Origin of the sequence: Marinobacterium sp. MBR-109 (assembly GCF_040547565.1) — a bacterium.
In the GTDB taxonomy this organism is placed as follows: Bacteria; Pseudomonadota; Gammaproteobacteria; order Pseudomonadales; family Balneatricaceae; genus Marinobacterium.
This window is the reverse complement of the sequence record NZ_JBEPPZ010000001.1, coordinates 78979-102819: the sequence shown is the minus strand read 5'-3', so window position 1 is coordinate 102819 and position 23841 is coordinate 78979. Positions and strand designations below refer to the sequence as shown.

16 protein-coding genes are annotated in these 23841 nt (G+C 59.1%); 9 read left to right on the top strand and 7 right to left on the bottom strand.

Features of this window, described 5'->3' with window-relative positions; genetic code table 11:
• The first annotated feature begins 27 nt into the window (after nt 1-27).
• The gene (gene dauA, locus ABIE60_RS00475; RefSeq protein ID WP_354466880.1) at nt 28-1782 is read left to right on the top strand and encodes a C4-dicarboxylic acid transporter DauA; all 1755 of its coding nucleotides are present in this window, start codon (nt 28-30) and stop codon (nt 1780-1782) included.
• Here the strand turns inward: dauA and ABIE60_RS00470 are convergent.
• On the bottom strand, nt 1703-4348 hold the full coding sequence (locus ABIE60_RS00470; protein ID WP_354466878.1) for an EAL domain-containing protein: 2646 nt from the start codon (nt 4346-4348) through the stop codon (nt 1703-1705). The genes dauA and ABIE60_RS00470 overlap by 80 nt on opposite strands.
• Nucleotides 4349-4546: 198 nt before the next feature.
• On the opposite strand from ABIE60_RS00470, the gene ABIE60_RS00465 reads away from it, so the two are divergent.
• The gene (locus ABIE60_RS00465; RefSeq protein WP_354466876.1) at nt 4547-5761 is read left to right on the top strand and encodes an NnrS family protein; all 1215 of its coding nucleotides are present in this window, start codon (nt 4547-4549) and stop codon (nt 5759-5761) included.
• A gap of 12 nt (nt 5762-5773) precedes the next feature.
• On the opposite strand, the gene radD is transcribed toward ABIE60_RS00465, so the two are convergent.
• Nucleotides 5774-7573, bottom strand: a complete 1800-nt coding sequence (gene radD / locus ABIE60_RS00460; protein WP_354466874.1) for a DNA repair helicase RadD — start codon at nt 7571-7573, stop codon at nt 5774-5776.
• 46 nt (nt 7574-7619) lie between these two features.
• On the opposite strand from radD, the gene ABIE60_RS00455 reads away from it, so the two are divergent.
• Complete coding sequence (locus ABIE60_RS00455) at nt 7620-8447, top strand: sterol desaturase family protein (RefSeq protein ID WP_354466872.1); 828 nt, start codon at nt 7620-7622, stop codon at nt 8445-8447.
• On the opposite strand, the gene ABIE60_RS00450 is transcribed toward ABIE60_RS00455, so the two are convergent.
• Nucleotides 8444-9544 (bottom strand): tRNA-queuosine alpha-mannosyltransferase domain-containing protein, encoded by a 1101-nt coding sequence (locus ABIE60_RS00450; protein WP_354466871.1) that lies wholly within the window; start codon nt 9542-9544, stop codon nt 8444-8446. The two genes, ABIE60_RS00455 and ABIE60_RS00450, sit on opposite strands and share 4 nt — an antisense overlap.
• A 108-nt stretch (nt 9545-9652) precedes the next feature.
• On the opposite strand from ABIE60_RS00450, the gene ABIE60_RS00445 reads away from it, so the two are divergent.
• The 6 genes from ABIE60_RS00445 (at nt 9653) to ABIE60_RS00420 (ending at nt 20458) form a co-directional block, all read left to right on the top strand.
• Nucleotides 9653-10351 carry an SDR family oxidoreductase gene (locus ABIE60_RS00445; protein WP_354466870.1) on the top strand — a complete coding sequence of 233 codons (699 nt, stop codon included), beginning with the start codon at nt 9653-9655 and terminating at the stop codon, nt 10349-10351.
• Between the two features lie 86 nt (nt 10352-10437).
• Complete coding sequence (locus ABIE60_RS00440; RefSeq protein ID WP_354466868.1) at nt 10438-14550, top strand: EAL domain-containing protein; 4113 nt, start codon at nt 10438-10440, stop codon at nt 14548-14550.
• A gap of 109 nt (nt 14551-14659) precedes the next feature.
• Entirely contained in the window at nt 14660-17518 is a 2859-nt protein-coding gene (locus ABIE60_RS00435; RefSeq protein ID WP_354466866.1) for a bifunctional diguanylate cyclase/phosphodiesterase, read from the top strand.
• Nucleotides 17519-17654: 136 nt separating this feature from the next.
• Complete coding sequence (locus ABIE60_RS00430) at nt 17655-18797, top strand: hypothetical protein (RefSeq protein WP_354466864.1); 1143 nt, start codon at nt 17655-17657, stop codon at nt 18795-18797.
• Nucleotides 18781-19689 (top strand): metal ABC transporter substrate-binding protein, encoded by a 909-nt coding sequence (locus ABIE60_RS00425; RefSeq protein WP_354466862.1) that lies wholly within the window; start codon nt 18781-18783, stop codon nt 19687-19689. The genes ABIE60_RS00430 and ABIE60_RS00425 overlap by 17 nt, the downstream gene beginning before the upstream one ends.
• Nucleotides 19679-20458, top strand: coding sequence for a metal ABC transporter permease (locus ABIE60_RS00420; protein WP_354466861.1), 780 nt, complete (start codon nt 19679-19681; stop codon nt 20456-20458). The genes ABIE60_RS00425 and ABIE60_RS00420 overlap by 11 nt, the downstream gene beginning before the upstream one ends.
• Here ABIE60_RS00420 and ABIE60_RS00415 read toward each other — a convergent pair.
• Genes ABIE60_RS00415 through ABIE60_RS00400 form a run of 4 tightly spaced genes read right to left on the bottom strand, consistent with a single transcriptional unit; the run spans nt 20416 to nt 23493 of the window.
• Nucleotides 20416-20988, bottom strand: coding sequence for a DUF3299 domain-containing protein (locus ABIE60_RS00415; protein ID WP_354466860.1), 573 nt, complete (start codon nt 20986-20988; stop codon nt 20416-20418). The genes ABIE60_RS00420 and ABIE60_RS00415 overlap by 43 nt on opposite strands.
• A gap of 11 nt (nt 20989-20999) precedes the next feature.
• Nucleotides 21000-22256 (bottom strand): ABC transporter permease, encoded by a 1257-nt coding sequence (locus ABIE60_RS00410; RefSeq protein WP_354466859.1) that lies wholly within the window; start codon nt 22254-22256, stop codon nt 21000-21002.
• The gene (locus ABIE60_RS00405; protein WP_354466858.1) at nt 22250-22939 is read right to left on the bottom strand and encodes an ABC transporter ATP-binding protein; all 690 of its coding nucleotides are present in this window, start codon (nt 22937-22939) and stop codon (nt 22250-22252) included. Before ABIE60_RS00405 ends, ABIE60_RS00410 begins: the two co-directional genes overlap by 7 nt.
• The gene (locus ABIE60_RS00400; protein WP_354466857.1) at nt 22936-23493 is read right to left on the bottom strand and encodes a ZrgA family zinc uptake protein; all 558 of its coding nucleotides are present in this window, start codon (nt 23491-23493) and stop codon (nt 22936-22938) included. The genes ABIE60_RS00405 and ABIE60_RS00400 overlap by 4 nt, the downstream gene beginning before the upstream one ends.
• Nucleotides 23494-23841 lie beyond the last annotated feature (348 nt).

Below are 23841 nucleotides of genomic sequence, written 5' to 3'. Positions count from 1 at the left end.
CTCTTTGCTCTTTACAGGGAATACCTCATGTCCAGACATGCCCGGTTGCACTCGCTTTCTTTCGCCAGCGCACTGCGTGAAGTGTTCCGTGAAGGGTATGACCGCCGGGCACTGGGACAGGATCTGCTGGCAGGGCTGACGGTCGGGGTGATCGCCATACCTCTGTCGATGGCGCTGGCGATTGCCAGTGGTGTGCGTCCTGAGTATGGGCTTTACACGGCGATTATAGCGGGCTTTCTGATCGCGCTCAGTGGCGGATCGCGCTTCAGTGTTTCCGGGCCAACGGCGGCTTTTGTGGTGATCCTTTACCCGGTGGCGCAACAGTTTGGGCTGGCAGGGCTGCTGGTCGCTACCCTGATGTCAGCGGTGATACTGCTGCTGCTGGCCTTTGCTCGGCTTGGAAGGCTGATTGAGTATATTCCCGAACCTGTGACGCTGGGGTTTACCTCAGGCATCGCCATTGTAATAGCGACGCTACAAATTCCTGACTTCTTTGGCTTGCAGCTGGCTGAGATGCCTGAGGCCTGGTGGCTCAAGCTGGTGGCGCTGGGGCAGGCGCTGCCCGGCTTTGATCTCGCCACGTTGCTGGTGGCAGCTCTAACCCTTGCGACACTTATTCTTTGGCCCCGTTTGCGTTTACCGATTCCGGGGCACCTGCCTGCCTTGCTGATCGGTGTGGGTGTGGCATGGATTGCATCGGGCCTCGGCTGGAGCGTTGAGACCATTGGCAGTCGCTTCAGCTACCTGTTGCCGGATGGTTCAACCGGGCAAGGCATTCCGCCCTTCTTTCCGGAGTTTGTGTGGCCCTGGCAGCAGCCGGGTCCTTCCGGTGAGCCGCTGGACTGGTCCTGGGCACTGGTGCGTGAACTGCTGCCGGCCGCGTTCTCCATTGCCATGCTGGGTGCCATCGAGTCGCTGCTGTGTGCCGTTGTGCTGGATGGCATGACCGGCAAGCGCCACCATGCCAACGGTGAGCTGCTGGGGCAGGGGGTGGGCAACCTGGTGGCGCCCTTCTTTGGTGGCTTTACGGCTACAGCCGCCATCGCACGCTCTGCCGCCAACTACCGGGCCGGTGCACGCTCACCGATTGCCGGTATGGTGCATGCGCTGGTGGTGTTGGCTGGCCTGCTGGTATTGGCACCCTTGCTGGCATATCTGCCCATGGCGAGCATGGCCGCGCTGCTGCTGATAGTGGCCTGGAACATGAGTGAGGCACCCAAGGTGGTTCAGCTGCTTAAGCGTGCGCCGCGAGGTGATGTGCTGGTGCTGCTGACCTGCCTGTCGCTGACGGTGCTGTTCGACATGGTGATCGCCATTTTCACCGGCATTATGCTGGCTTCGCTGCTGTTCATGCGTGATCTGGCGGGCATGACCCGCTTCACCAATATCAGTCAGCAGCAGAAACATGTGCCTGGGCAGTTACGACCCGGCTGGCAGGTCTACAAACTGAGTGGGCCGCTGTTTTTTGCGGCCGCTGAGAGAGTGTTCGACGAACTCCACGAACAGTGTCAGGGGGCGAAAGGTGTGGTGCTGTATATGGATGCGGTGCCGTTGCTGGATGCCGGTGGCCTGAACGCGCTGGAGCACTTTATCCGTGCCTGTGAGCGTGAGGGGATCGAGCTTGTGGTGGCCGACCTGCAGTTTCAGCCGCTGCGGGCACTGGCTCGGGCCGGCATGGCGCCGGTGCCCGGACAGCTGAGTTTCAGTTCGACTCTGGCGGAGGCGTTGCAGCCTTTGGTTGTTGCAGGCGCTGTGGCTGATAGCTCTCCAGCCAGGCATTAATTTCTTCTGCCGGCAGCGGGCGGCAGAACAGGTAACCCTGCATGAACTGACAGCCCTGTTGAGCCAGTGTGGAGCGCTGGGCTTCGGTTTCCACCCCTTCCGCGATCAGGCGCAGCTCAAGGCTGGCCGCCATGGAAATGATGGCGCTCACCAGCGAGTCAGCGTAGCGGTCGGTGTTGAGGTCACGCACAAACTCCCGGTCAATCTTGAGCGTGTCGACCGGGAAGCGCTTCAGGTAGCTCAGAGAGGAGTATCCGGTGCCGAAGTCATCAATGGCCAGGTTGACACCCACTTGCTTGAAGCCATTGAGCCAGCCGATGGTTTCTTCCGAATCCTGCAGCAGCAGCCCTTCAGTGATTTCGAGCACCAGCTGTGACGGATTGATGTGGTAACGCTCCAGAATGTCGCGGACCACCTCAGCTTCAAGCCCAAGTTCACGCTGACGCTCGGAAATATTCACTGACAGATACAGGTTCAGGCCGCTGTCTGACCAACGTTGCAGCTGGGCACAGGCCGTTTCCAGTACCCATTCGCCGATAGCACCGATCAGGCCCGTTTCTTCCGCCAGCGGAATGAAATGGTCCGGTGGCACCATGCCTCGCTCAGGGTGATGCCAGCGCAGCAGCGCCTCTACCCCGGTGATGCGCCCGCTGCGGCCATGCACGACAGGCTGATAGAACACTTCCAGCTGTTCCCGGTCCAGTGCGTGGCGCAGATCCTGTTCCAGCGTCATGCGCTGGTTGGCATGTTCCTGCATGGCGGCGGTGAAGAAGTGAGCCTGATTGCGTCCGGACTGCTTGGCCTTGTACATCGCCAGGTCGGCATTGCGGATCAGGGTCTCGGCGGTATTGGCATCGCCCGGATGCATGGCAATGCCGATGCTGGCCCCGATGATCACTTCCCGTTCAGCCAGCAGGAAGGGTTCGCTCAACTGGTCAATCAGTTTGGTCGCGACATGAGTGGCATCGGCATCCGATTTGACGTTGTGTAGCAGAATGACAAATTCATCGCCGCCAAAACGGGCAACGGTATCGGTTTCGCGGACACAGTTGTTCAGGCGCTTGGCCACCTGCTTGAGCAGATCATCGCCGTACTCATGGCCCATGGAGTCGTTGACGAACTTGAACCGGTCCAGATCGATAAACAGCAGGGCGATCATCTGCTCGTCGCGGTCGGCGGTGACTATGGCCAGATTGAGGCGATCCGACAGCAGGGTCCGGTTGGGGAGCTCGGTCAGCTCGTCATAATAGGCCTGGCGTACAATTTGAGCCTCATCATTCTTGCGCTTGGTAATGTCCGAGAACACGGCAACGTACTCGCTGGCGTTGCCTTCGCTGTCGTTTACCACGGAAACCGACAGCCACTCGGGGTAGATGGTACCGTTCTTGCGCCGGTTCCAGATTTCGCCACTCCATGACCCGTGTTTGAGAATTTCCTGCCACATGTCTTCGTAAAAGTGCTCGTCGTGGCGGCCGGAGCTGAGCATGCTCGGGTTCTTGCCCTGAACCTCTTCAGGGGCGTAGCCGGTGATGCGGCTGAAGGCGGGGTTGATGGTTTTGATGAGGCCATCCTGGTCGGCAATCATGATCGCTTCGTTACTGGTGCGGAACACCGTTTCGATCATCTGCAGCTGCTCTTCGACCTCTTTCTGCTGCGTGATATCCTCTTTCACCGCAATGTAGCTGAGCACCTCACCGTTTTCATCCCGTACAGCAGAGATGGAGGCCGACTCCCAGAACAGGCTGCCATCCTTGCGACGGTTCAGCAGCTGGCCATGCCACTCCTCGCCGCGTTCCACGGTGGCCCACAGGTCCTTGTACACCTCGGGTGACATCTCGCCCGAGCTCAGCATGCCGGCACTCTGCCCAAGCGCTTCCTCACGGTCGTAACCGGAAATCTGGCAGAATTTCGGGTTTACATACTCGATTCGCCCCTGGGTGTCGGTAATCATGACCGAGGCCGGGCTCTGCTCCATGGCGCGGCCAAGGTTGCGCAGTTTCTGTTCGATCCGCTGGGTGTGAGTGATGTCGGTGCGCACGCAGGCCAGACCGCCTTCGCGGGTGCGACAGTCACTGGCCATGATGGAGTGGCCACTGTCCAGATGTTCGATGTAGCTCTCGGCACCGGGTTGCTCGCTGCCGATCTGTTCGCGGCGCAGCACATGGGGTTGCAGTTGATGCTGGAAGTCGTCCCAGCGTTCAAGTTGAAGCTCATCCATCCAGGGATAAACCTGACGCCAGCGCCGGTTACACACCATCAGGCGGCCAGTCGGGCTGAACAGGGCAAAGGCTTCCGACAGGCTTTCGACCGCATCGTGCATCCGGTCGCGGGAGGTTTCGGACTGGCGACGCAGCAACATGAAGCGACGCAGCAGGTCGCCCATCAGCAGGAATACCAGCAGGAATACCCCGAACAGGGCAACGCCGAGGGCACGGGCATCCATGTTGGCATCTGAGCCACTGAAGTGATTGCGATCCCCGCTCCACAAGATGTAGAACAGCAACAGCAAGTTCAGTCCGGTCAGAACCAGCATCAGCTTGAGTGCGCGGGAAGAGACTATTCTCATTTAATCCAGTAGTGAATAAAGGGTTAAAGGGGGCAAAGTGTAGCGCCTGACAGACTCTTTGCCATAGTTAATTCTGTCTATTTCGTTAATTGTCCGTCAGTTTTCGGTGCTTGTCAGATTTTTTCCGGCCTGAATCAACTTTAATGGTGTACAGTAAATACATCTAAGTAATCGGATGACGCAACAGAGGTTCAGTGAATGTCAGTCGTTAATCTCGAACATACACCGCGCAATCGTTATGAGTTGATTTTCAGTAACGGTTTCCGCCCCATGTTTACGCTGGTTGCCCTGCAGGCGTTGTTGGCACTCGGTGGCTGGCTGGCGTTCTGGAATGGCTGGCTGGCCGCTCCGGACACCCTGGGCACACCCCTGCTGTGGCACGGGCATGAGATGCTGTTCGGTTTTGTTGGTGCAGCGATAGGCGGCTTTTTGCTGGCAGCAGTTGCCAACTGGACCGGTCGACGGCCGGTTCATGGCGGTGCGCTGGTGCTGCTGGTGCTGTGCTGGCTGCTGGCTCGCGCCGTTGCCTGGCTGGGGGCTGATTGGCCGGCACTGTTCAATGCGCTGGCCGCATCACTGTATTGGGTCGTGCTGGCAATCCTGTTCGGGCGTGAGCTGATCGCGGCGGGCAACCGGCGCAACCTGAAGGTGCTGGTATTGATCGGGTTGTTTACCCTGTTCAGCCTGGCGTTTCATCTGCAGTGGCTGGCGCCCCTTGACGTACTGCACCTGACCCTGGTGCTGATACTGATGCTGCTGACATTGATCGGCGGACGCATTACCCCGGCCTTTACCCGTAACTGGCTCAGTCGTCAGTCACCGGCACCGTCCCGGTTGCCGGCGGCATTTGGCCCGCTGGATGTGGCCGCCGTCGTAATGACAGCCCTGTCCGGGCTGGTGTGGGTGTTCTGGCCACAATCGGTTGTTGCCGCAGCGCTGCTCGCACTGGCGGGTGTACTGCAGCTGAGCCGGGTGTTGCGCTGGTGCGGCTGGCAGACCCGAACAGAACCGCTGCTGTGGGTGATGCATCTGGGCTATGCCTGGATCGGCATTGGCCTGCTGTTGCTGGCCGGCGGAAGTGCTGGCCTGTGGCTCTCCAGTGCCGGGCTGCATGCGCTGACCATTGGGGCCATGGGGGGCATGATCATGGCGGTTGCGTCGCGCGCTGCACTGGGACATACCGGCCGTGCGCTGGTATCAACGCCTGTGCTGACACTGGCGTTTGTCAGCCTGCATCTGGCGGCACTGACGCGGGTGGTTGCAGCGCTCTGGCCGTCCGTGATGTTGCCGTTGATTACGCTGTCAGCGTTGCTGTGGCTGCTGGCCTTTGCGCTATTCAGCTGGCGTTATCTGCCGATTCTTTTGGGGCCCTCGGTCAGCTTCAGTGATCGTCTCAAGGCCGGGCAGGGCTGACCGCTCGCCCGTTTACAGGCAGTTGGCCTTGCGATAGGCACCTTGATAATCGAACAGACGCTCGCGGACCTGCCAAAAGCCGCCCCCTTTGCCGGGGCGGCCCTTTGTGCCGCTCATGCGGGCGATGACGAAATCGGGGGCGGGCAAGAGCGCTTCACTGGCAACGACCTCGGCTGCGGTGGTGAAACGCCTTGGCTGTCGGCCCTGACCGCAGCGGCGACCAAACAGAGTATTGAACAGAGCCCTTTGTGCGGGGCGATCCATGTGGAAACGCTCCTGTAGTTCCTCTCCCTGCTCCTCATGATAGGTCAGCGTCAGGCACTCGCCGCTGGCGCTGACGCTGATCCCGGCACAGCGAATCACGCGGGCATCCTTCAGCTGCAGGGCGCGTTTGAGCAGATCGTCCGGGTCGATGATCGCCTGTCGGCAGCTGTGGCAGTTGCGTGCCGCAATATCGTTTTCGGCACCACAGTGAGGGCATTCCTTGAAGCGGAAACGGTAGTCGCACTGTTGTGGTTTCTCGCCTTCCATTTCCAGCAGACCCTGACAGCGGCGGCCATAGTGTTCGATGATCTGGCCGCTGTCGTCTGTCTTGCCCCAGAAAATGTTGGCAAAACCGCAGCCGGGGCAGAACACCTGTACCGGTTCGCTGTCCGTTGAGGGGCGAGGTGTGCCCACCTCGGGGTGGTGCAGATTGAAGCCGTTACCGGCATAGTCGATCACCAGGCAGTCATGCTTGCCTTCATTCAGGCGCAGGCCTCGGCCCACAATCTGCTGATACAGGCTCACCGAGGCGGTGGGCCGCAGGATGGCGATAAAGTCGACGTGAGGGGCATCGAATCCGGTCGTCAGTACCGCTACATTGACCAGATATTTCAGCTCTCGGGACTTGAAGCGCTTGATCAGGCTGTGGCGTTCATCACCGGGCGTTGTGCCGGTGACAATTGCGGTCTGTGCGGTCGGCAGATAGTGCTGAATCTCCCTGGCGTGCTCCACTGTGGCGGCAAACACCATCACCCCCTCGCGTTCTGCCGCCAGTTCGACGATCTGTTCGCAGATAGCGCGGGTGACACGCGGGTGTTTCAGTAGCAGGCTGTTCAGTTCCCGTTCCGGGTAATGGCCGCTTGAGGAGGGTGTCAGAGCGGAAAAATCATAGTGGGCGATGGCGGCATCCACCAGCTCGGGGGGTGTCAGATACCCCTTGCGGATCATCCAGCTCAACGGCAATTCGTAGATGCAGCGCTCGAATACCCGGGGCTCTTCACTGCGCACGAAGCCACGGTAGTGAGTGCGGTAGATCCAGCCATAGCCCAGTCGGTAGGGCGTTGCCGTGAGACCGAGCAGTTTCAGGCCCGGATTCTGTTGGCGCAGGTGGCCGATCACCTGCTGATACTGGGAAGTATCGTCTTCGCTGACGCGGTGACACTCGTCGATGATCAGGAGCGAGAACTGATCCGTAAAGGCCTCCAGATTGCGCGCAATCGATTGTACACTGGCAAAGGTGACCTGATGGCTGAATTCGCGCCGACCAAGACCTGCGGAGAAAACACCGGCCTCAAGCCCCAGTGCCTCAAATTTGGCGTGGTTCTGTTCCACCAGCTCACGCACATGGGTGATCACCAGAATGCGCTTGCGGGCCAGTCGCGCCAGCTCGGCGATCACCAGACTTTTTCCGGCACCGGTCGGCAATACGATCACCGCCGGGTCATTGCAGGCACGGAAGTGTTTCAGAGTGGCGTCGACCGCCTCCTGCTGGTAGTCACGCAGGGTGAACGCGGTGTTTGAGGGGCTGGCAGCTGTCATGGCGGCCATGTTAATGCGCGGCCTGAGCAAACTCCATCGGTAAGGGAGAAAATGAATGACGTTTGAAGTCTGGTTGAGGCTGTCGGTCTTTCTGCTGGTCCTGCTGTTGTGTGCCTTGTTCGAGTGGCGCATGCCAAGGCGCAGCTGGCGTTTTCCCAAACGCTCACGCTGGGTGACCAACCTGACTCTGACCCTGCTGAACACGCTGCTGGCCCGGCTGACACTGGGTGCCTTCGCCATAACCGCAGCGATCTGGGCCAGTGAGCGGGGCATGGGACTGTTCAATCAGGTTGCCGCCCCCCAGTGGCTGATTCTGCTGACCGGGGTTGTTGTGCTGGATGCGGCGGTCTGGCTGCAGCACCGGGTCACCCATCGGGTGCCGCTGCTGTGGCGGCTGCACCGGGTACACCATACCGACCCGGAGCTGGATGTGACCACGGCGCTGCGCTTTCATCCGGTGGAGATCGGCCTGTCGTTGCTGTGGAAGGCGCTGGTGGTGATTCTGCTGGGGCTGACACCGGCCGCGGTGATTCTGTTTGAGCTGGTGCTCAGTATCTCGGCCATTTTTACCCACGCCAACCTGCGGTTGCCCGCAGGGCTGGATCGGCGCTTGCGCTGGGTAATCTGTACCCCGGACATGCACCGCGTCCACCACTCGGTGTATCAGCCTGAAACTGACAGTAACTACGGTTTTTTTCTGTCGATCTGGGATCGTGCCTTTGGTTCCTATCGCCACCAGCCAGCCGAGGGAGCCGAAAGAATGCGGCTGGGGCTGCTGGAGTTTACCGATCAGCGTCAGCTGACACTGGGGCACCTGTTACTGCAGCCACTGAAAAAAGTGCAACGGATCGAAGAGACAGGACCGCTCAGCAAGGCACGCTAGCCTGCCCGAGGTGTGCCAGCAGTAGAGGCGATCGCCTCGGCCCAGGCCGATTTGAGCCGCGACCAGCTCAGATGTTGGATATTGGGCCCTGTGATCACCTCACCCTGCTGCTTTCTGGCTGACAGGTTGGCGATCATGGTCGCCAGTGCACGGCTCTCCTGTTGCTCGGCATAGCGGTATTCGGGCGCAAACAGTTCGCGGTAGGCCAGTCGGTCGGGCACCACCGGGCAACAGCCCGCTGCAACCGCTTCCAGCACGGCGATGCCCTGAAAGTCGTGCAGGGCGGTCGACAGCACAACATCTGATTGCTGCAGCAGCTGGCGGTATTCCTGCACACTCTCGACATGTCCCCAGTACCCGCACTGATTGCCGGACTCAAGCCGCTGCTTGAGCTGCTCAAAAGCGGCCGGCACCTTGCGGAACTGTTGTCCCACTACATGCAGTCGGAAAGGGACCTGCTCGTGCTGCAGCTGTTCCACCGCCGCCAGCAGCAGTTCGGGCCCCTTGTCGAATTCCCAGCGGTGGTTCCATACCAGCTCCAGTGGACCATGGGTGATTTCGTTGGGCAGGAAAACCTGATCAGGCAACGGCACGTGCAGTACCCCGGAGCGGGCCAGAATCCGATCGGTCAGGCCCGTTGGGACCTGATCCGGCAGTTTGCGCAGCAGCCGGTCAGCACCTTCCAGCAGAGTGTCACGGTTGTAGCCCGAGTTGAACAACACCCGATCGGCACAGAGCGCGTTGTAGAGGTTCAGAATCAGCGGCTCCACACTCTGGTGCTCGTGGCCCGAGGCGGGGTAGGCGAACTGGTTTTCGTGGAAGTACACCAGGCAGGGTGTAACTGCCAGCGAGGGCACGAAGCCGCGCAGGCTGGTCAGATCCACCATCGAGGTGGCGAGCACAAGGTCGTAGTGCCGCTCCAGCTGCTCTCGGGCTTCAAAGGCCCAGCTGAGGCTGTTGCCGCGAATGCGCCAACTGAAATAGCGGGCTGGAAGACTCAAGACTGTCCAGTCATGTTCGGGCAGAGCTTCTACCAGCCCGTTGCGCCAATATCGGTGGCTGACTGCGTCATAAGCCGAAAGCAGAAGAATCCGCATGCAGATATCCGTTTAATCAAAGCGGTGGATTCTGCCAGAGTCGGACAAACTTGTCAGACAGGTTGCGGCCTGCTTGACTGAGAGGTAGTTGTATCGAGGAGAGCACAGATGTCCAGAACAGTTTTGATTACCGGATGCAATCGCGGTTTGGGACTTGAGTTTGCGTATCAATATGCCCGTGATGGCTGGCAGGTGCATGCCTGCGCCCGAGACCTGGTACACGCCGAAGCCTTGCAGGCACTGGAAGCGCGCTTTCCCGAGCAGATCAGTCTGCACACACTGGATGTGAACAAGGATGGGCAGATCAAAGCGCTTGATCGTGTGCTGGATAACATCACCATCGACCTGCTGATCAATAATGCAGGTTATTACGGCCCCAAGGGTGTGGCGTTTGGCACCCTGGAGCGTGAGCTTTGGCGACAGGTACTTGAAACCAATACGCTTAGCCCATTGATGCTGACGCAGGCGCTGTATCCGCGCATTGCGGCCAGTGAGCTGAAAACAGTGGCATTTATCAGCAGTAAGGTTGGCAGTATTGCCGACAACACTTCAGGTTGCGGTTACTACTACCGCAGCTCCAAAACGGCACTGAATCAGGTGGTGCGCAGCCTGTCTATTGACCTGTCGGGTGCGGGGGTGAAAGTGGTTGCACTGCATCCGGGCTGGGTTCAGACCGATATGGGAGGCAGTAACGCCCTGATTACGGCAGAAGAAAGCGTGACCGCCCTGCGCTCGCTTTTGGCCGGTCTGACACAGGAGCGCAGTGGTGATTTCATCAATTATGATGGCAGCACGCTGCCCTGGTGAGCTTTATTACAGTGGTCTGATTGCTATGGATGGGCCTGACAGGTAGATTTGATTCTCAATGCTTTTTGGCCGGGAAAGATGACAGGATGCTGCTTTCACAAATGCGATCACCGCTGATACTGACACTGCTGTATGCCGTTCTGGGTGTGGCGTGGATTGTGTTCAGTGACCAGCTTGTCGTTTACCTGGCCGGCGACCTTCACCGTTTTGCTGCGGTCAGTCGCTACAAGGGCGTGGCTTTCGTACTCATCAGTGCAGCGCTTATCTTTCTGGCCTTGACCCATTATCGCTTTGAAGAGCGCTCCAGCCACGGAGCGTTTGGGCGTCAGCGTTATCTTGTGTTTGCCTTTGTTGCGCTGCTGCTGGTGGTACCGCTGTTGGCAGTGTCGGTCACCCGGCTTTATGGCCCCGAACTCCAGCAGCGTGAGCTGGACCGACTTGGCCAGGTTGCCGAGCTGAAAAGCTCGCAAATCAGTCAATGGCTGGAGCAGAGCAGTCGGGAGTTGGGCGCCATTGAGCAGCTGCTGGTAACAGGTGGCAGTACAGTTGCTCCTGAGTCAGAACGTTTTGCACGCATGCAGCAGGCCGTTTCCAGCCTGTTACAGGGGCTGGGCTATTCCGGGGCAGAGATCCATTTTCCGGGGCGGGAGCCGCTTCAACTGGGAACGGTCCCCCGTATAGTGACCAATGGCAATGCTCTCAAACCCTTCAGAATCAGTCAGAGAGACTGGCTGCAGCTGCTGCAGGATGAAGATGCGACGGCCTGGGTTCGACTGTCTCGCCCCAGTCATGGGGACCGTGTCGCCCTTGAGCTTTACAAGCCGTTTGAAACCTCGTTGCAACCGATCTTTGCCGACTGGCTGATGCGCAAGGACAGCTCCGAGATGTTGCTGTTGCAGGCCCGAGGGAATCGGGGTTTTTTCATATCACCGCTGAAATACAGTGATGCCCCTCCCATGACACAGTCATTCTCGCTGATCAACCAGGATATCCCGGCAGCCACCGCATTGGCCACCGGTGGCGCAGGGCAGCTGGCCGGCAAGGATTATCGCGGTGTTTCCGTATTGTCTGCGTACAGATCGGTGCAGGACACCCCTTGGTCACTGATTGTAGAGCGGGATCTGGACGAGGTACTGGAGCCTCTCAGAACTCTGCTGCAATGGATACTGCTGGTTGGCATGGTATTCATGCTGGCGGTGGGGCTCATCCTGTTGCTGCTCTGGCGTCAGCAGCGACTGAGGTTAAGTCTGCAGGCCAAGGCTGATCTGGATGCACGTGACCGAATTCTGCAGCGCTTTTATGACATGCCGCTGATCGGGATGGGCATCTATGACCCCGCCGCCCGGCGCTGGGTGCGCGTCAACGATGAGCTGCTGCGGATGCTGGGCTATGAGCGTGAGCAGTTCATGGCAACAGACTGGCGTGAGCTGACCCCAGGTCACCTGCTGGAAGAGGAAGAGTATCAATTTCAGGCCATATTGGACGGTCTTCGCGATGGTTATCAGATCGAAAAGCAGCTGCGTCACGCAGAGGGTCATCTGGTGGATATCCGGCTTGATGTTCAGATTGAGCGGGAAAACGGCGGCTGGATGCTGGCCATCATGCAGGATATCTCTGAGCGGAAGCGCAATGAAGTGCTGATCCAACGTCAGGCCAACCTGTTCAACATGCTGTCACAGACCAACCAGATGATCGTGCGGCGCCATACGCCAGATCGGATCTTCCAAAGCGCCTGTGATATTGCCGTCCGCTTCGGGAAGTTGAGATTTGCCTGGATGGCTCAGCTTGATCAAAAAGGCCAACTCAAGCCTCTGGCCAGTGCCGGGTTTGGTGGCGAAAGCCTGCCGATGCTGGTGCAGTTGTGCCGCAATTACCCTGAGCAGGGGCTGACCATGGCAGCCATCCGCCAGGGTGAGCGCATGCTGGTGAACAATATTTTTACCGACCCCGGTTTCCAGCCCTGGTATCAGCTGGCGCGGCGCCATGATATCCATGCCGCCATTGTACTGCCCTTGAGTGATGCCGATGGTCGTCTGGTCGTGATGACCCTCTATGCCGGAGAGCCTGACTTCTTCACCGATGAAGTTGTGAACACGCTGGATGAACTCAGCCATGACATCAGTTTTGCACTGGCCAACTACTCGCGAGACCAGGCGCTGGAAAAGGCCAATCAGGTGATCAATGCCAGCCCTGTAGTCTTGATGCGCTGGGAAAACAGTGCAGGCTGGCCCGTGTCCTATGTGTCCGACAATGTGCGCCGCTGGGGGATCGAGCCCGCGAGCCTGCTTGGGGGAGAGGTCAACTATGAGCAACTGATTCACCCGGATGATCGCGACACCATCGCTGCAGAGGTTGAAGGCCACCTGAAGCGAAACGAAAACGAGTATCACCAACTGTATCGTCTGCAGCTGGCATCGGGTGAGGTGATCTGGGTAGAGGACCATACCCATGTGCAGCGGGATCGCCAGAACAATATTCTGCATATCGAAGGTGTCCTGACCGATGTAACCGAGCGCCAGCAGCAGGAGGCGCGCCTGGAGCGTGCTTCGGCCGTTCTGGACAGTACCCGCGAGGCGGTGGTAATTACGGATGCCCACCAACAGATCATTCAGATCAACCCTGCTTTCCATGAGATGTTTGGCTGGTCAGAAGAGGAACTGCTCGGCAATACACCGCACCAGTTTGCCTCCGGCCGTCATGACAGCGCCTTTTATGAACATATGTGGCATGAGCTGGATCAGTCCGGCCACTGGCAGGGTGAAATCATGAGTCGGCGCCGCGATGGCGAAGTATTCCCGGCGCTGCTCAGTATCAGCGTGGTACGCGGGCCGCGTGGCAGTATCAACCATTATGTCGGTGTTTATACTGATCTGAGCCGCTTGAAAGAGAGCGAATCCCGGCTTGAATATCAGGCGCTGCACGACCTGTTGACCGGTTTGCCCAACCGGCAGATGCTGTTCAGTCAGCTGGACCACTGCATTCATTACAACCGCCGCCACAAGCGTATCTCTGCGCTGCTGATGATCGACCTGGACAACTTCAAGGATGTGAACGACAGCTTTGGTCATCTGGTGGGTGATCAGTTGCTTGAGCAGGCCGCGCAGCGACTGAAACTGCGCCTGCGGGACGAGGACATGCTGTTCCGTCTGGGGGGAGATGAGTTTGCGATATTGCTGGATGATGTGAACTCGGGGGGTGATGCGGCCAATGTGGCCCTGAGCCTGATTCGGCAGTTTGACGGCAGTTTTGCACTGGCCGGTGGTGTGGACGTACGAGTCGGTGCCAGCATCGGCATCAGCCTTATCACCAATGTTAAACAGAAGCCGGAAGATCTTCTGCAGCAGGCGGACGCGGCTCTGTTTCGAGCCAAGGAGCGGCGTGGCAGCCTGAGCTTCTTCAGTGATGACCTGACTCAGGCTGCCCGCCAGCGACTGGAGCTGGAACAGCGCCTGGGTCGTGCTATCGAAGCCAACGAACTCCGACTTTACTACCAGCCGCAGTGGTCTCTGGAAAACGGTGAAATGACCGGGGTGGAAGCACTGGTCCGCTGGCAGGATCCCGAGCGCGGTCTGATTTCGCCCGCCGACTTTATCCCGGTCGCCGAGCAAACGGTCTTGATCGACCATATTGGCCGCTGGGTGCTGAACGAGGCCTGTGACCAGATTGTCCGCTGGCAGGCGGCCGGTTTGCACATACCGTGTGTTGCGGTCAATGTATCACCGCAACAGCTGCGCTATCACAGCCTGCCGGATGAAGTGGCCAAGGCGCTGGAGCGAACCGGTATTGCACCGGAGCTGCTGGAGCTTGAGTTGACCGAGAGCGCACTGATGGCGCCCAACCTTGAACCTGTGGCCATGCTGAAGCAGTTGCGCGCACTGGGTGTGCGGCTGGCGATCGATGACTTTGGTACCGGTTACTCCTCCCTGGCCTACCTGAAACGTTTCCCGCTGGATCTGCTCAAGATCGATAAATCCTTCACCGATGACCTGCTGGAAAGTGACGAGGCACGTGCCATTGTCGAAACCATTATTGTACTGGGGCACAAACTTGGCCTGAGAGTGCTGGCTGAAGGGGTTGAAACCGAGGCTCAGCGCAGCCTGCTTAACACGCTTGGCTGTCATCAGTATCAGGGCTATCTGAGAAGCCGGCCGTTGCCGGTGACCGAGCTGGAAGCACTGCTGGCACCGCCACAAGGTTGATCTGTAACAAGTGGAGAAGATACCCGGGCACGGCTTTTGATGTATGATCGAGCACATGTCAAATACCCGGGTCTCAATCATCTGACCTGCAGGGAGTGCAGAGGATACTGTGAATTCATCAGCCGTGTGTCACAGCTCCAACAGAATCATCGCCAATCTGTTGCTGGCCATCGCTTATGCGATGCTCGGACTCAGCTTCTCCACGACTGGACTCCATGATCAAATAGTCCCCCTTTGGTTGCCGGCAGGTCTTGCGCTTGCGGTTGTACTGCGTTTCGGCCTGGCACTGTTGCCGGGTGTGTGGCTCGGCAGTCTGCTGGTCAATTTGATTTTGCCCAGCGGCTGGAATCTGCCCGAGACAGGGCATCTGCTGACCGCGCTGGTGATTGCCAGTGGGGCCGCTCTGCAAACCGGGCTGGCGGCATTCCTGATCCGTCGTTTAGGGGTCGATCCATTGGCGCCGGTCAACGAGCGCTGGATGCTGCGCTTTCTGCTCTGTGCCGGGGTCCTTACCTGCACCCTGAATGCCACCCTTGGAACGCTTGCGGTTACCTACATCAACCAGTCCGGAGGCAGCCTGGGGTTGTTGCTGGACTGGGTCAGCTGGTGGTTGGGTGACAGTTTTGGCGCTGTTTTCGGTACCCCACTTTTCCTTTCGCTGCTGCCGGCGACCCAGCCTGACAGTACCTCTCGCCGTTGGGTGCTGTCGGTGCGACTGTTGGGAACTCTGCTGGCGCTGATCGTGATCAACCAGTACTACCTGTCTCACCTATCCAGCCTGCTGGAGCGAAGCTTCCGTCAGGATGTACAGCTGATTGACGCCCGCATTCAGGCAACCATCCAGCAGAACCTGCGTGATCTGACCCGGCTTGAGCAGCAGATCGCCAGCCGTCCTGACCTGACACCGGCAGAGTTTCGTGAGCTGGTGTTCGCGCGCATGCAGGACAACCCTGCGCTGCGTGCCTATTCGTGGGACCCGCTGGTACCGCGTTCGCACAGGGCCGAGTTTGAGCAGCGTACGCGTGAACTGTTGGGTGACCCCGAGTATGCCATTTATGGTGAATCCCCGCCGTCTGAACAGGCCTTGATTCCGGTGCAGTATGTCGAACCGTTGGAACAGAATCGAGCGGCGCTGGGGTTCAATCTTTACTCGCTTGAAGACCGCCGCCGCTGGGTGCTCCAGGCTCAGTCACGCGGTCAGGCGGTGGCAACCGGTATTCTGAATCTGACCCAGGCCCCCGATGAGCCGGGCTTGCTGATTCTGCAGCCGGTTTACCGTCAGACAGGGGCAGAGCTGCTGCAGAGTCGTCGTGAGCTGCTTGGCTTCATTGTAGGGGTGTTCACGGTGGCTCAGTTTTTTGATGCCGCGCTGCAGGAGTCAGGTATCGAGCATGTGGGCCTGAGGGTATCCGAGCGTTTCGGCGGGCCGTTCTATGACACGATCAATACCGGCTCTGAGGGCGTGAGCCTGAAGCAGACGTTTCCGGTGCTGCTGACACAGCAGGAGTGGCAGGTGGAGGCGGTGGCCGGGCCTGATTATCTGGCTGCACACCCGATCAGTCAGGCGCTCTACCTGCAGGTTTTGTTGGTAGGTATTGGTGCTCTGGCCTCTTTGCTGATCCTGTCGATGTACAATCGTGAGCGCCTGCTGGTGGCAAGGGTACAACAGCAGACACTGGATCTGGCGTGGCAGGCCCGTCACGATGATTTGACCGAACTCCCCAATCGCACCCGCATGCAGGAGCAGTTGGCGGAATGGCTGAAAACGCCTGACAGCCCCTTCGCGCTGCTGTTCATCGACCTGGACCGCTTCAAGCTGATCAATGACAGCCTGGGGCACCAGGTGGGTGATCGCCTGTTGCAGGCGCTGGCGCATCAAATGCGAGTGGAAACCCCTGAAGACTGCAAACTGTGCCGCATGGGCGGTGACGAATTCATCCTGTTGGTACCCGGTGCCGCTCAGCGCGCCATTGCAGAGGCGCAGCGTATCCTGCTGATTGTGGGCCGCCCCTATACGGTTGCCGAGCATAGCCTGCAGCTGACCGCGAGTATCGGCATCAGCCTGTACCCGTCACATGGGCGTGATGCCGACAGCCTGATCAAGCATGCCGATACCGCCATGTACCGCGCCAAGTCGCGTGGCAAGGATCGCTATGAGCTGTACTCCGAGCAGCTCACCTCGGATGCGGTGCAAAGCTTTTCCGTCGAGCAGGATCTGCGTCAGGCGCTGCAGGAAAACCAGCTGGTGTTGCACTACCAGCCACAGTATCGCCTGGATGACGGTCGCCTCTGTGGTCTGGAGGCGTTGGTCCGCTGGCAGCATCCGCAGCGCGGGCTGTTGGGGCCGGACCAGTTCATTCCGCTGGCGGAAGAAACTCAGCTGATCGTGCCGCTGGGCTGGCAGGTGATTGAGCACGCCTGTCAGCAGATGTCCCGTTGGCTGGAGCAGGGACTGGATGTTCCGCTGGTTGCGATCAACATTTCACCGCACCAGCTGTTACAGGCCGACTTTATCCCGCGCCTGAATGCGCTGGTAGACGGGTTTGATCTGGAGCGGCGTCGAATTGAGCTGGAAATCACCGAGTCGATGATCCAGCAGGACCCTGACTTCGTGATTCAGCAGCTGCAGCGTCTGCGTCTGTCGGGCTACCATCTGGCACTGGATGACTTCGGCACCGGCTTCTCTTCACTGGACCGGCTCAAATACCTGCCGCTGAATCGACTCAAGATCGACAAGAGCTTCACCCGCGACATCGGCCGCAACCCCAAGGATGAAGCGGTTATCTTAACGGTGATCGCACTGGGCCGCAGTCTGGGGGTTGAAGTGCTGGCGGAAGGGGTCGAGACCGAAAAGCAGCGTGATTTCCTTAAAGCACATCATTGCAACAGCATGCAGGGCTTCTTGATGGGCAAGCCGGTACCGGCAGAGCTGGTCTGCCTTTCCGGTGAGGAGCGCCAACCAGCCTGATAGTTGTGTGGTTGGGCTCCACCCTGTTTCAGGGTATGCCGTTTGACCGTAACTGATCATTTCGGATTAATTGTTATGTTATAACAAAAGTTATAGTATGCCGATCCCATTCATCAACGTACTAAAGCCGTTAACCATGAACATCAAGTCAATTGCACTGCGTACACTGCCTCTGACCGTTTTTTTATCGGGTACCGCTCAGGCGGAGCTGTCTGCCCCCGAGATCAGTCTGACCATCGACGCCTATCACAAATCCACAGATACGGCGCTGGGTGGCCGTACAGAGGGCTGGGGGTTAAGCCACACTGAACTGGCGCTCAAGCAGCAGTTTGGCAACCTGATGAGCGGCAAGCTGACCGCGGTAATGGAAGCCAATGAAGAGGAAACCGATTTCAGTATCGAAGAAGCCTACCTGCAGACGCTGTCATTGCCGGCGGGTATGACGTTGCGTGGCGGGCGCTTTCTGTCGGATATCGGTTATCTGAATGGTCAGCACCCCCATGCCGACAGTTTTGTTGAGCGCCCGCTGCTGTATCGCGCCTTTTTGGGTGGTCATTATTACGACGACGGTCTTGGGCTGAGCCTGGTTATGCCCACGGATCTTTACTGGCGCATCAGTGCCGAGGCTTTTGATGGTGACCAGTTGAGTGAAACCGATAGCGATCACACGGTGGGTACCTGGGCGCTGTCGACCAGCCTGGGCGGTGACCTGAGTGACTCACAAAGCTGGCAGGCCGGTTTCAGCTATCTGCGTAACCGCACCCTGGAAGCGGGTGAGCATGATGAACATGGCCACCATGACCATGAAGAAGAGGAGCACGGCCACAGTCATGGTGCCGAATATACCGGCAAGCATCTGTACCTGGCCGATCTGGTGTGGAAGTGGGCGCCTCAAGGCAACAATCGCAACCAGCAGCTGACGCTGTCAGCCGAGTATGCCCGCGTGACCGACCCGAACGAACATGCCAGCAGCAAGGAGTATCACGAGGGCTGGTACGGCTCGGCGGTGTATCGTTTTGCACCTCAGTGGAGTGCAGGGCTGCGTCATGGTCGCCTGGATGTACAACTGGGGCACGATGATCACTTCCATGAGGGCTCTCTGGAAGAGACCGCCGTGATGCTGGCCTGGAACCCGAGCCATACCCAGACACTGCGTCTGCAGTACACTCATCAGGATGTGCGCAAGGACTGGCATGAAACCTTTGATGCGGCCGCCGATGATGTTCTGACGCTGCAGTACATCATCAGCTTTGGTGCTCATGATGCGCATTCGTTCTAGTCTGACCGGCCTTGCGCTGGTGGCGGCATTACTGCCGCTGCCGGCTCAGGCACTTGAGATCTTTGCCTGTGAGCCCGAGTGGGCAGCACTGGCTCAAGCACTGGCGCCGAACGCACGTGTCAGCAGTGCAACCCATGCCTATCAGGACCCGCACTATATTGAAGCGCGGCCGAGCCTGATCGCCCGGTTGCGCCGGGCTGATCTGGCCATCTGCAGCGGTGCCTCGCTCGAAGCCGGCTGGCTGCCGGCGCTGCAGCAACGAGCGGCCAACCCAAAGGTACAGCCGGGGCGTGCGGGAATGCTGTTTGCGGCTGATCATGTCGAAACGCTTGATCAGCTTGATCACGTACCCTTCGGTGCCGGTGATGTGCACCCGGAGGGCAATCCGCACCTGCACCTTGATCCGGAACGAATCCGGCAGGTGGCAGCGGTACTGAGTGAGCGGCTTGGCCGGGCCGATCCTGAGCAAGCTACCCAGTACCGTGCGGCCTACCTGCGCTGGTCCCTGAACTGGCAGCAGCGCATGGATGAATGGCGTGAACGTGCGGAGCCGCTGCGCGGTCGTACGCTTGTGGTTCAACACAGTACCTTTGATTACTTCTGGCGCTGGCTGGGACTGGAGGTGGTGGCTGATCTTGAACCCAAGCCGGGTGTGCCCCCGACCCCGGGTCATCTGGCATCGCTGGTTGATCACGTGAACGCAGAACAGCCGCTTGCGATTGTACACAGCTGGTATCAGGACCCGCAAAGTGCCCAGTGGCTGGCGCACAAAACCGGGCTGGCAGTGTTGGCACTGCCGTCCACAACAGCGCCGGATCAGGGAATAGAGCGGCTGGATCAGCTGTTCGAGCATCTGCTGACGCGTTTGCTGGAGCAGGTCGATGCTGGCTGAGGCGGGGCTGTTGCTGGTTCCGTTGGCAGCAGGGCTGCTGGTACTGCTGACCCATCTGCCGCTGGGCGAACAGGTGCTTAAGCGTGGCATTCTGTTTATCGACCTGGCGGTGGCGCAGCTGGCCGCACTGGGTGCCTTGCTGGCGCAGCAGTGGTGGCCGGGTGTGCTTTGGGCCGTGCTGGCCGGTGGCACTTTGCTGGCGGTGCTGGGGGCCGGTCTTGTGGGTTGGCTGGCCGGGCGGTATCCAGCCCAGCGGGAGGCGGTGATCGGGTTGCTCTATGCCGGGGCTGCCTGTTCGCTGCTGCTGTTGCTGGCATCCGATCCTCATGCCGGGCATCAGCTGGCCCGCAGCCTGAACGGTGACATCCTTTGGGTAAGCTGGGATGACCTGTTGCCGCTGGCGCTGCTGACTGTCGCTTTCTGGGCTGTACAGTGGCGGTACTCTAACTGGCTAGGTGCTGCCGGGTTCTATCCCTGTTTTGCGCTGCTGGTCAGCTTCTCGGTGCCGCTGCTGGGCGTCTATCTGGTGTTCGTGACGCTGATCGCACCGGCACTGGTGGCGCAGCTGGCAGGTGGTCGTCGGGCTGCACTGTTGTGTGGCTGTGTTGGCTACCTGTTGGGGCTGGGACTGGCGTGGCAGCTGGACTGGCCGGCCGGTGCCACTCTGGTGCTCAGCCTGTTGCTGGCAAGCGTGATCTGGGTGGTGCTGTATGGCCTGAGAGCAGGCTACTCTTCAGGCCAGTCTTCAGCATCATCCGGCAGTTCATAGGGTTGAATGCGGTAGGCTTCCAGACGGTAGCCTGCCGTTCCCATCTCATGGCTGAACACTTCAGTCGTCAGGCGACCGCTGATCAGCACCGCATCGTACAGACTTTCAACCCGTGTGCCGGGCTGGTAATGCACGTCGATAATCTGGTTGGAAGGCGGTGGCGGCACATGAATACAGGCACCGAAATAGGGCACCAGAAAAAAGCGATCGACTACGTCACCGACCCCCTCAAGCGGTACCACAAAACCGGGAATGCTCACCATGCGGCCATCCATCGACTCCACGATCGGTGCTGAAGCCAGTGTCTGCATCATCTGGTCCATGATCTGCTGCGCCTTCGGGCTGTAGTCGTCCAGCGCATCCAGCTCGGGGCTGTTGAACAGCTCTTCAAGTGAGAGGCCATAGTCTTCCGGCATCAGATCATCCCAGCTTATCTCGGCTGCGGCTTCGCCATTGATGATGACCTCTTCGCTGGCCTGCAGAGGCTGCAACAGCAAAAGGCCCAGTATCAGGGTGGTCAGTACACGCATTGAGTTCTCCATCAGTTGCGCCGTATCAGGCTGTTGGCCAGTGCCATGCGGTAGGCCATCAGGGCCGGTATCAGGCCGCTGAGCAGTCCCAGCAGCAGGATGATACCACCAAGAGCCCATTGTTCGGATGACAGACTGGCAGGCGTCAGCCTGAGGCCAAACAGATCCAGCAGGGGCTGTTGCAGCAGTGCCATGCCGCCCCAAAGCAACAACAGCCCCAGCAACAGGCCGCTGAGGGTCAGCAACAGGCTTTCGGTCATCAGCAGGCTGGCGATGCGCAAAGGGGACGCCCCCAATGCCCGCAATACAGCAATTTCATGCCGGCGCTGCTGGATGCCGCTGAGCAATACGGCCAGCATGCCACACAGACCGATCAGCAGTGCGGCACCGGACACGGCCAGCAATGCCTTTTCGGCCACGCTGACCACCTGCCACAGTTCCTGCAGCGCCACGCCGGGCAAAACGGCAGTGAGGGGGTCGTCCCGTCGGTTGTTCAGCTCGCGCTGCAGATGGAAGGTCTGCAGGCGGGATTCAAGGCCCACCAAAACAGCCGTAACCTCACGGGGTGTCAGTTCGCGCTCACGGGCCTGTCCGGGCGTGACCTGCATACCCGGCAGGGGGATGCCGGCGCGCCAGCCGAGGTGAACGGCCTCCAGCCCCTCAAGTGATACCAACAGGGCCCGATCCAGCGGTGTGCCGGTGGCGGTCAGAATGCCGCTGACCTTGAAGGGCAGATTGTCGTGACGCTTGAAGCTGGTATTGCCGGCACCGTGTGCAATCACCAGGCGGTCATCAAGGCTGTAGCCCAGCTCGCGTGCCACTTCAGCCCCCAGAACCACCGAAAACAGGTCATCCAGCGGTCCGCCCTGAGCAAACTCAAGCGGTTTCTTGGCGCCGTAGCGGTAATGTTCAAACAGGCTGTTGTGAGTGCCCACAACACGGTAGCCGCGGTGCGAGTCGCCCAGTGACAGCGGGACTGTCCAGGCGATGCGCGGGTCCTCACGCAGGGCTTCGTAGCTGCTCCAGCGGATATTGCTGGTGGCCGAGCCGATATGAAACACGGAATAGAGCAACAGCTGGACAGGCCCGGAGCGGGCACCAACGATCAGGTCGGTACCGGAGACGGTATCGAAAAAACTCAATCGACTCTGCTCGCGGATCTGTTGTACCCCAAGCAGCAGGGCGGTACTCAGCGCCAGAGTGAACAGTGTCAGCAGTGCACTGGCGCGGCGACTGGCCAGACTGCTCAGTGCCAGTCGGATCAGCATGAGCCGCCTCCTTCCAGTGTGAGATGGCGTGAAAAATGCTCCGCCAGCGCCGGGTCATGGCTGACCAGCAGCAGGGTGGTATTGCTCTGAACCAGCTCTTCCAGCAGCAACTGCATGAAACGGTCACGACTGGCACCATCCAGAGCAGAGGTGGGCTCGTCCGCAATGATCAACTCCGGTGCGCCAATCAGAGCGCGGGCGGCAGCCACGCGCTGCTGCTGGCCGATCGACAGTTCGGCGACGGCTCGGCGTTGAAACAGTCCGGTGGGCAGCTGCAATCGTTCCAGCAGGCGATGCGCTTCTGCCTGAACACTGCCACTGCGGCGGATTGCGGCTTCGCGCCGGGGGGCTGAAAGTGTGCAGGGCAGGCTGACGTTGTCGATCAGGTTCAGGTAGGGCAGCAGGTTGAACTGCTGAAACAGTACGCCAATATGGTCTGCACGCAGGCGATCACGCTGGCGCTCCGACAGGCTCGCCAATGAATGGCCTGCAAGCTTGATATCACCTTTGAAACCGCTCAATACACCGGCTATCAGGTTGAGCAGGGTGCTTTTGCCGCTGCCGGAGGGCCCCTGAATAAACAGGTGCTCGCCGGGTTGCAGTTGCAGCTGCTCGATACTGACCGCCTCAGCTTCACCGGGCCAGGCAAAGTGCAGGTTTCGGATCTCAATCAGCGGGCTCATGGCAATGACAGCACCCGCTCGCCCTGAGACAGGCTGCGAAGATGCTGCCCTGCGGGGGTGATCAGTTGAACCTCCAGCTGCTGGATGCCGGGAAAGTGCTGCATCAGCGGCAAGGTCATCTGTTGCAACCGCTCGGCCCCGGCGCAGAGGTAGTGATACTCAACCATCAGGTCTGCATGTGTCTCTTCTTCGTGTGCATGAGGATCGGTTTGGCCATGGTCATGATTGTGGCCGTCTGATGATGGCTTATCCATGAACGGCTGGTGCAGGGCAACACGGCTCAGGCTGCAGTCTGCTGCCGCGGGCAGCTGAATCTGCAACTCGGCTTGCTGTAGCTGCTGCTTTAATTGCTGCCAGTCAGCCCGTTCCTGATCGGATGTGGGGCGGTGTTCAAACCCGATCAGATTGGCAAGCGGTGAACGAACCGAGATCGCCAGCACGGGAGGCTCCAGTACCAGATCCAGCTGGGCGATGCCGTGCTGGTGAACACCGGCCGCCAGCAGGGGTTGCAGCGGCAGTAATGCACATAACAGCAGAGGTTTTATCAGTCGCATCATGCTCTCCGGTTACGCATGGGATTAACAGGTGTATGTTACTTTATAACAGGATAAATAATAGTCTGCGCGCATCAAATAAAGTCATTAATACCAGAGTGATCTAATTGGGCTCTGTCCTGTGTGGCATCGGCACATGATGCTTAACCGATATAAATACCGATACGCCGAATCAGAGTCCTTGCGTCTACATCTGACCGATCCATGGCCAGAATCGAATTCAATCTTGAAGGTGAAATCACCGAAACCAATGCCAATGTCATGCAAACAATGGGGTACAGTGAGAGAGTTGTTGGGGCAGCACCACAGAATTTACTGTGACCCACAGCGAGTTGCATCTAAGCTGAA

Coding starts and splice junctions, on each gene's coding strand:
- radD (WP_354466874.1), bottom strand. CDS start 7,573: ATGGCCGCCATGACAGCTGCCAGCCCCTCAAACACCGCGTTCACCCTG.
- ABIE60_RS00420 (WP_354466861.1), top strand. CDS start 19,679: ATGCTGGCTGAGGCGGGGCTGTTGCTGGTTCCGTTGGCAGCAGGGCTG.
- ABIE60_RS00425 (WP_354466862.1), top strand. CDS start 18,781: ATGCGCATTCGTTCTAGTCTGACCGGCCTTGCGCTGGTGGCGGCATTA.
- ABIE60_RS00440 (WP_354466868.1), top strand. CDS start 10,438: ATGCTGCTTTCACAAATGCGATCACCGCTGATACTGACACTGCTGTAT.
- ABIE60_RS00405 (WP_354466858.1), bottom strand. CDS start 22,939: ATGAGCCCGCTGATTGAGATCCGAAACCTGCACTTTGCCTGGCCCGGT.
- ABIE60_RS00455 (WP_354466872.1), top strand. CDS start 7,620: ATGACGTTTGAAGTCTGGTTGAGGCTGTCGGTCTTTCTGCTGGTCCTG.
- ABIE60_RS00445 (WP_354466870.1), top strand. CDS start 9,653: ATGTCCAGAACAGTTTTGATTACCGGATGCAATCGCGGTTTGGGACTT.
- ABIE60_RS00470 (WP_354466878.1), bottom strand. CDS start 4,348: ATGAGAATAGTCTCTTCCCGCGCACTCAAGCTGATGCTGGTTCTGACC.
- ABIE60_RS00410 (WP_354466859.1), bottom strand. CDS start 22,256: ATGCTGATCCGACTGGCACTGAGCAGTCTGGCCAGTCGCCGCGCCAGT.
- ABIE60_RS00450 (WP_354466871.1), bottom strand. CDS start 9,544: ATGCGGATTCTTCTGCTTTCGGCTTATGACGCAGTCAGCCACCGATAT.
- ABIE60_RS00430 (WP_354466864.1), top strand. CDS start 17,655: ATGAACATCAAGTCAATTGCACTGCGTACACTGCCTCTGACCGTTTTT.
- ABIE60_RS00400 (WP_354466857.1), bottom strand. CDS start 23,493: ATGCGACTGATAAAACCTCTGCTGTTATGTGCATTACTGCCGCTGCAA.
- ABIE60_RS00465 (WP_354466876.1), top strand. CDS start 4,547: ATGTCAGTCGTTAATCTCGAACATACACCGCGCAATCGTTATGAGTTG.
- dauA (WP_354466880.1), top strand. CDS start 28: ATGTCCAGACATGCCCGGTTGCACTCGCTTTCTTTCGCCAGCGCACTG.
- ABIE60_RS00415 (WP_354466860.1), bottom strand. CDS start 20,988: ATGCGTGTACTGACCACCCTGATACTGGGCCTTTTGCTGTTGCAGCCT.